The following is a 6,648-nucleotide window of genomic DNA, read 5'->3' on the forward strand; positions in this document are numbered from 1 at the left end:
CAGATACCGTAGTACTAGTAGCGACATTTGTGACAAAGTACTCGTCTTGCCCGACTTTAATGACTGCTTTCTGATTATTCATCGCTGTGACCCGTGGGTTAGATAACACCTGAGCATTACCCTGCGTTTCCAATAACTTGATTACGCCATTAAAATCTGCATTTGCAAATGTGATACTGGTTGCACCACCTAGACTCTGAGTTACTGCGTTACTGACTTCAAATCCTGCATTAGTGCTTAAATTAAAACCTGTAGAACGAATACGTGAAATAAGCCTGTCCCACTGAACGCCCTGTTGATACTCATCACTTAATGTCACTTCAATGATTCTGGCTTCCAGCACTACCTGGCGTTGTAAGTGTTGCTCGGACTGCCCCAGATACGCTTTTACGGCAGCAATCTCTTCCGGCATACCACGCACAGTGACCAGCCCGGCTTGTGGTGTTACAACTACCATCCGATCCGGGCCATTACCCAGTACAGTGCTGACGGCCTTCTCCAGATCTTTCCAAAAATCGGTCTTACTTTCGCTTTGTATGGTGCTGCCATTAAACTGCTGCTGACCATACTGCTGATTCTGATTATTTAAATTTCCCTGATTCAGATTACTCTGTGATGAATTGTTGTTGCCGTTATTCTGCCCATTCTGGTTATTTTGGTTATCCTGCGATACGCCGCCCGAGTTTACGGCAATAGACGAAAACCCCTGCCGCTGCAACATCAGATAATTTACGGCGATCGTTTCGGTACGCAGGCCTGCCGGATATATTTTGTATACCATGCCCTGTTGACGAATATCAAAGCCGTATAGCTGTTGCACAATAGCCATGGTCTCTGGCAAGGTCACCTGCTTTAATTGCAACGTAATTTGCCCGCTGACAGCGGGATGTAGGACGACACTGTAAGCCGTATCCGCCACTATTGACTGGAAGAAATCTGCCATATCGGCCTGCAGAGCAGCAACATTGAAGCGCGGTAACTGAGCAGCCTGTGGCGTGTAGCCACTGGCAATCAGGTCCTGGGTCACAGCAGCAGGTACGGCCGGTACAATCTTGGCAACAGGCTGCGATTGCTCAGCCTCGCGCAGCACCTGCTGAGCTTTATCTGGCACCTGCGTAGGCGAAAACGCCTGGCAGCCACTCAACAAGACACCACCACATAACCACAACACCTTGTTTACACGCTTATTATTCATATTGTTTTATCGCTGTATTAAGTAAAGGCAGGACGAGCTGTTCGCCATTTAAATCCATAATCACTTTTGTCTGCTGAATATCCAGCACATGGTATTGCTGAAAACGTTGCCCCTTGCGCACTAATACTCCCTCCAAAATGGCAATCAGGCCATCTGGTGTCTGTTTAATTAATTGCAGTTTAGGTAGTGCCTGCGCTGCAGAACCTGCAACATTGTCTGCGGTTGCCTGCCAGCCATCGGCCGGCCGCGTTGGGTCTGCCTGTGCAATAGCGCACCATAGCAAGCAGATACTACAGACGGATAAAATCTTCATTTTCACTCACCGTACCTAATTCTATCGTCATATCAGCCAGCGGATATTCTGTTACCCGATACTGTAGCCCCTGCCAGCTCACTAACCATGGCAGCTGTTCAATACGTTGCAACACCTGATACAACTTAGCGTAGTCAGATGTCATCACCAACTTAATCGTATGCTGATACATTAATGTCGGTTCAGTCTCAGCCTGCCCGTCTAATCTGACCGGTACCGGCGGTAAAGTCTGCAGACTGGCAAGCTGGACACCCTGACTGCTTTGCAGCATGTTTTGCAGCAGTGTCACCATTTGTTCGGCACCGATAAAATGACTGGCGCTGAGTTTGATTTGCTCATTCAGTTGTACCTGTTGCTGCTGTAATACGGCCAGGCGCTCCCGGTAATCGCGGTCGATATCAGTGCTCAGTTGCTGACGCAGTTCTTCGCTCTGTTGTTGGGTTTGCTGTTGCTGGCGTTGTGTGGCATCGAGCTGCATTTTAGCTTTATCCATACTTTGCCAACCTGGCTCGAGTAAATACACCACACCGAGCCAGAGCGTTAAAATCAGGCTTCCTCCCCAGATCAGCACTTTCTCTCTGTGCTGCAATTGATTGAAGCGTTCCGACAACAGTTGCCACTGGCTCATTGTTCTACTCCTTGCCGGGCCAACAGTTCAAAGCTGACGGCATTTTTGTCAGGTACCTGCAGCATATTAACCTGGCTAAAACGCTGACCGCGGAAATACGCCAGTTTACGCAAGTTCTCCAGCCACAACGGGACGCTATCCGGGCGTAAAGCGATGCCGTTGAAACTGCTATTGTGCTGTTGCAACGAGAAAGCGGTTAACCATAAATCCTGCCGGTCAATTTGTTGTAAATGCTGCAGAACCGGGCTGTAAACCTCAGTAGCCTGCTGTTGCTGCTGACCCAAATAATTTAGCAGTTGCTGCTTTTGTGCCACACTTTGTGCAGTTGCTTCATATTGGCTGACTAGTTCAGCTGACGGCTGCCGTTGTGCCAGTGCCTGTTGGTACATGGTCATTTCTTGTTGCAACACATTCAGCTGTTGCTGCTCAGATGTCAGTTGTTTTACAAGCTGAGCCTGTTGTTGCTGCAGATAAAACCAGACTGCAAACAACACCAGGGCCAGACACAGCCAGATTTGCAGCAGCCGTTTAAGCCCTAACTTTTCACTCACCGGTTGCAGCGCATGCTGATATAAATTCACCTGCTGCTTCATACGGCTTGCTCCACACCGGCAGAACCAAGTACCGCTACCGCGGGCCAGCTCGTGATCATTTGGTGTAAATTGAGCGTTGTATCTATAGCTGTATTGCCGAGCACTTCAACCCGGCTGAAACCGGTTTGTACCAGGACATCTGCCACCACTTCTGCTTTTTGCATCAGGATGCGAATATCCCTAACCGGAGCTTGTTTGAGCTGACTTTCAAAATAGTCCATTGAGCGCTGTAGTTCGAGTTGCAGCCGGTCTAACTCACCACTACGCAGCTCGGATTCTGAGTAAAGATGCAGCCGGCCCAAACCACGGGTACGGCGGGAAAAATACAACACGCCATCACGCACTATCTGGATCAGTACTTCCTGTTCAGGCTGGTGGATAACCAGCATAGTGGCGTGCGCTGCCGGTGTGACCAATCGCGCGGCCAGCCACTCTTCAGGTTGTATTGTCAGCAGCTGCTGTCCGGCTTGAGTGACCTGCTGTACCAGCTGTTTCAGCCAGTTTAGACTGGCGACCACAACATTTATTTTGGCCTGTTGTGCGGTATGTACAGGTAAATCGATGTAATCTGCAACGATGTCTTCGGGGCTGATGCTGACCAGATCTTTGACTTGCCAGGGCAATGCCTGCAACATCTCTTCTTCTGTCAGCTCTGGTTTATCCAACTGTACTAATTGGTAAAAGTCAGGAGCCAACACCAGATGCAGACGACTGCCGGCAGGCATCACTGACAGCAATACGCGTAAGGCGGCTTGCCATTCACCTGAAGTAAACTCTGTTTGCCGGCGTAATACCGTTTTATTCCCTTTGATCTGAGTCAGACTGACAGTAGAGCTTCCCAGATACACCGCAAACAATCCAGAATGACTCGCCGATACCCGACTGATGCCTGTTATTATTTTTCTCAGCATGGCGCTGCCATTAATGTAGAGTGTAACGCTATACTAGCGGCAAATTTCGCCACTGTCATGTGCTGAGCCATGTTGTATTCATCTGATATTCAGCTAATTAAACCTAAAAAGCGCTGGCAGGCAGTGAATCATTCAGTGCTGCAACAAAAAAACATTCAACTGTGGCTATGTCACCTTGATACCGGGTTACCTGAAGTCTCTGGTAATAAATGCCTGAAACTGAAATACCACTTACTTCAGGTTGTTCAGTCCGGTTTTGCTGGAGTCGTGACTTTTGGCGGCGCTTACTCTAATCATCTGTGTGCTGTAGCTGCCAGTTGTCATGCTATGGGGCTAAAAAGTGTAGCCTATGTCAGGACAGACGAACTGGATATAACAAACCCTACCCTGGCGTTTTGTCAGCAGCAGGGTATGCGACTGATAGCATTGGATCGCGGCCGTTACCGTCAACGCTCCGAGCCGGCTTTCATCACCGGGATAACAGCTTCACACCCGGATTTGCTGCTAATACCAGAGGGGGGCTCTTCCGCTGCGGGCAGTCTTGGTGTATCTGAACTGGATTTAGCCAGCACACCTGATGGCAATGCCGACCTTATTCTTTGTGCGACAGCAAGCGGCGGCACCTTGGCAGGTATTGTAAACGGCCATGATTGTAACGCATTGGGTATTGCTGTAGTCAGAGATGCGTCCTTGCCCTCAAGGGTACAGCAGTTGATCAATAAAACCTGTGCTGAAAAGCAATGGCGGGTTGACGGTTCCTTTGCCGGCAAAGGCTATGGCCACTTTGATAGCAACCTGCTGGCGTTTTGCCGCAGCATGGCGGCACAAAAAGTATATGTTGAGCCAATTTACACGGGCAAAGCTCTGGCCGGCGCTATTAAGCTGGTTGAGCAGGACCAGATTCCATCGGGCAGCCGGTTGAGCTTTTTTCACACCGGGGGGCTGCAGGGGCTACAAGGACTGCGCCATCGTAACCTGATCACTGCAGCTGACTTTGCGCTATTATCTGGGTCAATGGCTGACTAAAATAAAAACCCTGTCCGCCCGCAACCCCTGCTTTCTGCAGAGCGAGCCATTCAGCCTCTAACTCAACCCCTGTCGCAATAACACGGACACCTTTGCCGGCAAAGCCTGCGATCAGGCCTCTGACAAAGAGTTGTTGCTCCAGATGTTGATCTATATTCCGTACCACAGAAGGATGCAGTTTAACCGACTCCAGTGGCAGTTCATCAACGTACACGGTATTGTCTATAACCAGACCTACCTGATCGACAACCAGAGCAAATCCTGCTTTGCTCAGCTTCAACATTTTGCTTTTCAGAGATTTATAGTGCCGCAACAAGTGATGCTCTGCTACCTCAATCGCAAGTTGTTGCGGGTCAATCTGTCCTGACAGCACCATCTGCTCCAACCATTGCCACCATATAGGATCAAGTAAAGACTGGACGCTGACATTAACGCTGCAACGATTGAACGTGCGGGAATCAACAGCACACATACGAGCTGTTTTAAGCAAAACATATTTATCAATCTCGCTGGCTAAGCCACAGTTATACGCCATAGGTAAAAAGATAGCGGCAGGCACACTGCCTGCTTCCTGACTTTGCAAACGGATCAAAACCTCGTGCTGCAAGATATCTCTTTCCTGCCAGGAAAATACCGGCTGAAAACTCAGGCTAAACCGATGTTCTAACAAAGCTTTATTAAGCTCGGAACGCCACCACACAGAGCCCTTGGCCTGTGGCCTGTCTTGCTGGACGAATCCATAAGCAGCATTTGGGCCGTGCAGCTGGGCTGTTTTCAACGCCATATCGGCCTCAGATAAAACCTGATATGAGGTTTGTCCGCGTCGATAGCCAGCATAACCTATATGTACAACATCCTGTTCAAGGTTCTCGCTGAAGCAACTGGCACGGCTTAACAAGACGGCGATCTTGTCGCCCAGCTTCTCCATATCCTTAGACACGAGGCCTGCCACCAGCAAGACCAGATCATTATCTGCCAGCCTGGCTATTACCGTATCACTGTAGCTGGCGATAACGCCTTGCAGAATATCAACACAAGCGCGCAGTCTTAAAAACGGCTTTGTTCCGGCAGCGTTAGGCTCTGGCACAGTCAGCTGAATAATAAACAATGCCCCAAACGCCACCTCAGAGGTATCACTTAAATAGTGCTGTAGCTTGCTCTCAAAAAAAACCCTGTTACCGATGGCCAGTTCATGATCTATCAGCCCCTGCACGCGCACCAGATGCCGCACTTCCTGATCTCGTCGTAGTAACTGTTCTAAGTTCTGCGCCACTTTATGTAAACGCTGGTTGGGTAGTGAACTGCCCCCGGAACGTAAATCCAGCTTAATTTCCAGCTGTTCCAGCAAGTTATTTACAGCTGACTCCTCATTAGCAAAGGTCTTAATCTGCCGCTGCCATAACCACCAAACCGGCATCAGAACCAACAAAAACATAAGATTAGAAACAAGATAAGCCCAGACGCCGGATGTAACTAACAATGCTTTATCAACAAAGATCAAACTATCCTGCAGTTGTAAACTGAGGTAATCAGCAGTAGCTTGCGGCTGAGTGGTCAGCCCAAAGCTCGCAGTCAACCAGCGGGGATCATCTGCACTCCCCGGCTCCAATCCTTGTGCAAGCTGAAACAAAACATATGCCTGTTGGCGTACATCGTGATACTGCATTGCAAAATGACAAATATTAAAAGCGAGCAGCAGTGCCAATAAAGCTAAAAGCTGAAAGCGACGCATCCGCTGTCTGGGGAACTGTAGTAAATACACAGCCAACTCCTTTTGTGACTGCTTACAAGTGTTAATCGTTGCAGAGCATTTGTCGAGTTTTTATCTGTGAAAGCCAGAAAATAAAAAACCCCACTCGTTAGAGTGAGGTTAGTATTGGGAGCCTGGCGGTGAACTACTCTCGCATAGCGAATGCTACACTACCATCGTCGCAGCTGCGTTTCACTTCTGAGTTCGGAATGGAGTCAGGTGGTTCCACAGC

Annotated in this window: 7 protein-coding genes and 1 rRNA gene; 1 reads left to right on the top strand and 7 read right to left on the bottom strand. The window is 49.0% G+C overall.

Features of this window, described 5'->3' with window-relative positions; genetic code table 11:
* From VIN66_RS11060 to VIN66_RS11080, 5 genes are all read right to left on the bottom strand, one after another.
* On the bottom strand, positions 1-1,195 hold a 1,195-nt coding region (locus tag VIN66_RS11060), incomplete at its 3' end, for a secretin N-terminal domain-containing protein (protein ID WP_331924051.1).
* The gene (locus VIN66_RS11065) at positions 1,188-1,508 is read right to left on the bottom strand and encodes a hypothetical protein (protein ID WP_331924052.1); all 321 of its coding nucleotides are present in this window, start codon (positions 1,506-1,508) and stop codon (positions 1,188-1,190) included. The genes VIN66_RS11065 and VIN66_RS11060, both read right to left, overlap by 8 nt.
* The gene (locus VIN66_RS11070; RefSeq protein ID WP_331924053.1) at positions 1,486-2,136 is read right to left on the bottom strand and encodes a hypothetical protein; all 651 of its coding nucleotides are present in this window, start codon (positions 2,134-2,136) and stop codon (positions 1,486-1,488) included. The genes VIN66_RS11065 and VIN66_RS11070 overlap by 23 nt, the downstream gene beginning before the upstream one ends.
* Positions 2,133-2,729: a PilN domain-containing protein gene (locus VIN66_RS11075; RefSeq protein WP_331924054.1), complete on the bottom strand. Its 597-nt coding sequence runs from the start codon at positions 2,727-2,729 to the stop codon at positions 2,133-2,135. The genes VIN66_RS11070 and VIN66_RS11075 overlap by 4 nt, the downstream gene beginning before the upstream one ends.
* Positions 2,726-3,640, bottom strand: a complete 915-nt coding sequence (locus VIN66_RS11080; RefSeq protein WP_331924055.1) for a hypothetical protein — start codon at positions 3,638-3,640, stop codon at positions 2,726-2,728. Before VIN66_RS11080 ends, VIN66_RS11075 begins: the two co-directional genes overlap by 4 nt.
* Before the next feature lie 69 nt (positions 3,641-3,709).
* On the opposite strand from VIN66_RS11080, the gene VIN66_RS11085 reads away from it, so the two are divergent.
* Entirely contained in the window at positions 3,710-4,666 is a 957-nt protein-coding gene (locus VIN66_RS11085; RefSeq protein WP_331924056.1) for a 1-aminocyclopropane-1-carboxylate deaminase/D-cysteine desulfhydrase, read from the top strand.
* Here the strand turns inward: VIN66_RS11085 and VIN66_RS11090 are convergent.
* Together VIN66_RS11090 and rrf are read right to left on the bottom strand one after the other, a co-directional pair.
* Positions 4,620-6,428 (bottom strand): EAL domain-containing protein, encoded by a 1,809-nt coding sequence (locus VIN66_RS11090; protein WP_331924057.1) that lies wholly within the window; start codon positions 6,426-6,428, stop codon positions 4,620-4,622. The two genes, VIN66_RS11085 and VIN66_RS11090, sit on opposite strands and share 47 nt — an antisense overlap.
* Before the next feature lie 120 nt (positions 6,429-6,548).
* Positions 6,549-6,648: ribosomal RNA gene (gene rrf, locus VIN66_RS11095) — 5S ribosomal RNA — on the bottom strand; the annotation flags it as partial.

Origin of the sequence: Rheinheimera sp. (assembly GCF_036568245.1) — a bacterium.
Classification (GTDB): Bacteria; Pseudomonadota; Gammaproteobacteria; order Enterobacterales; family Alteromonadaceae; genus Alishewanella.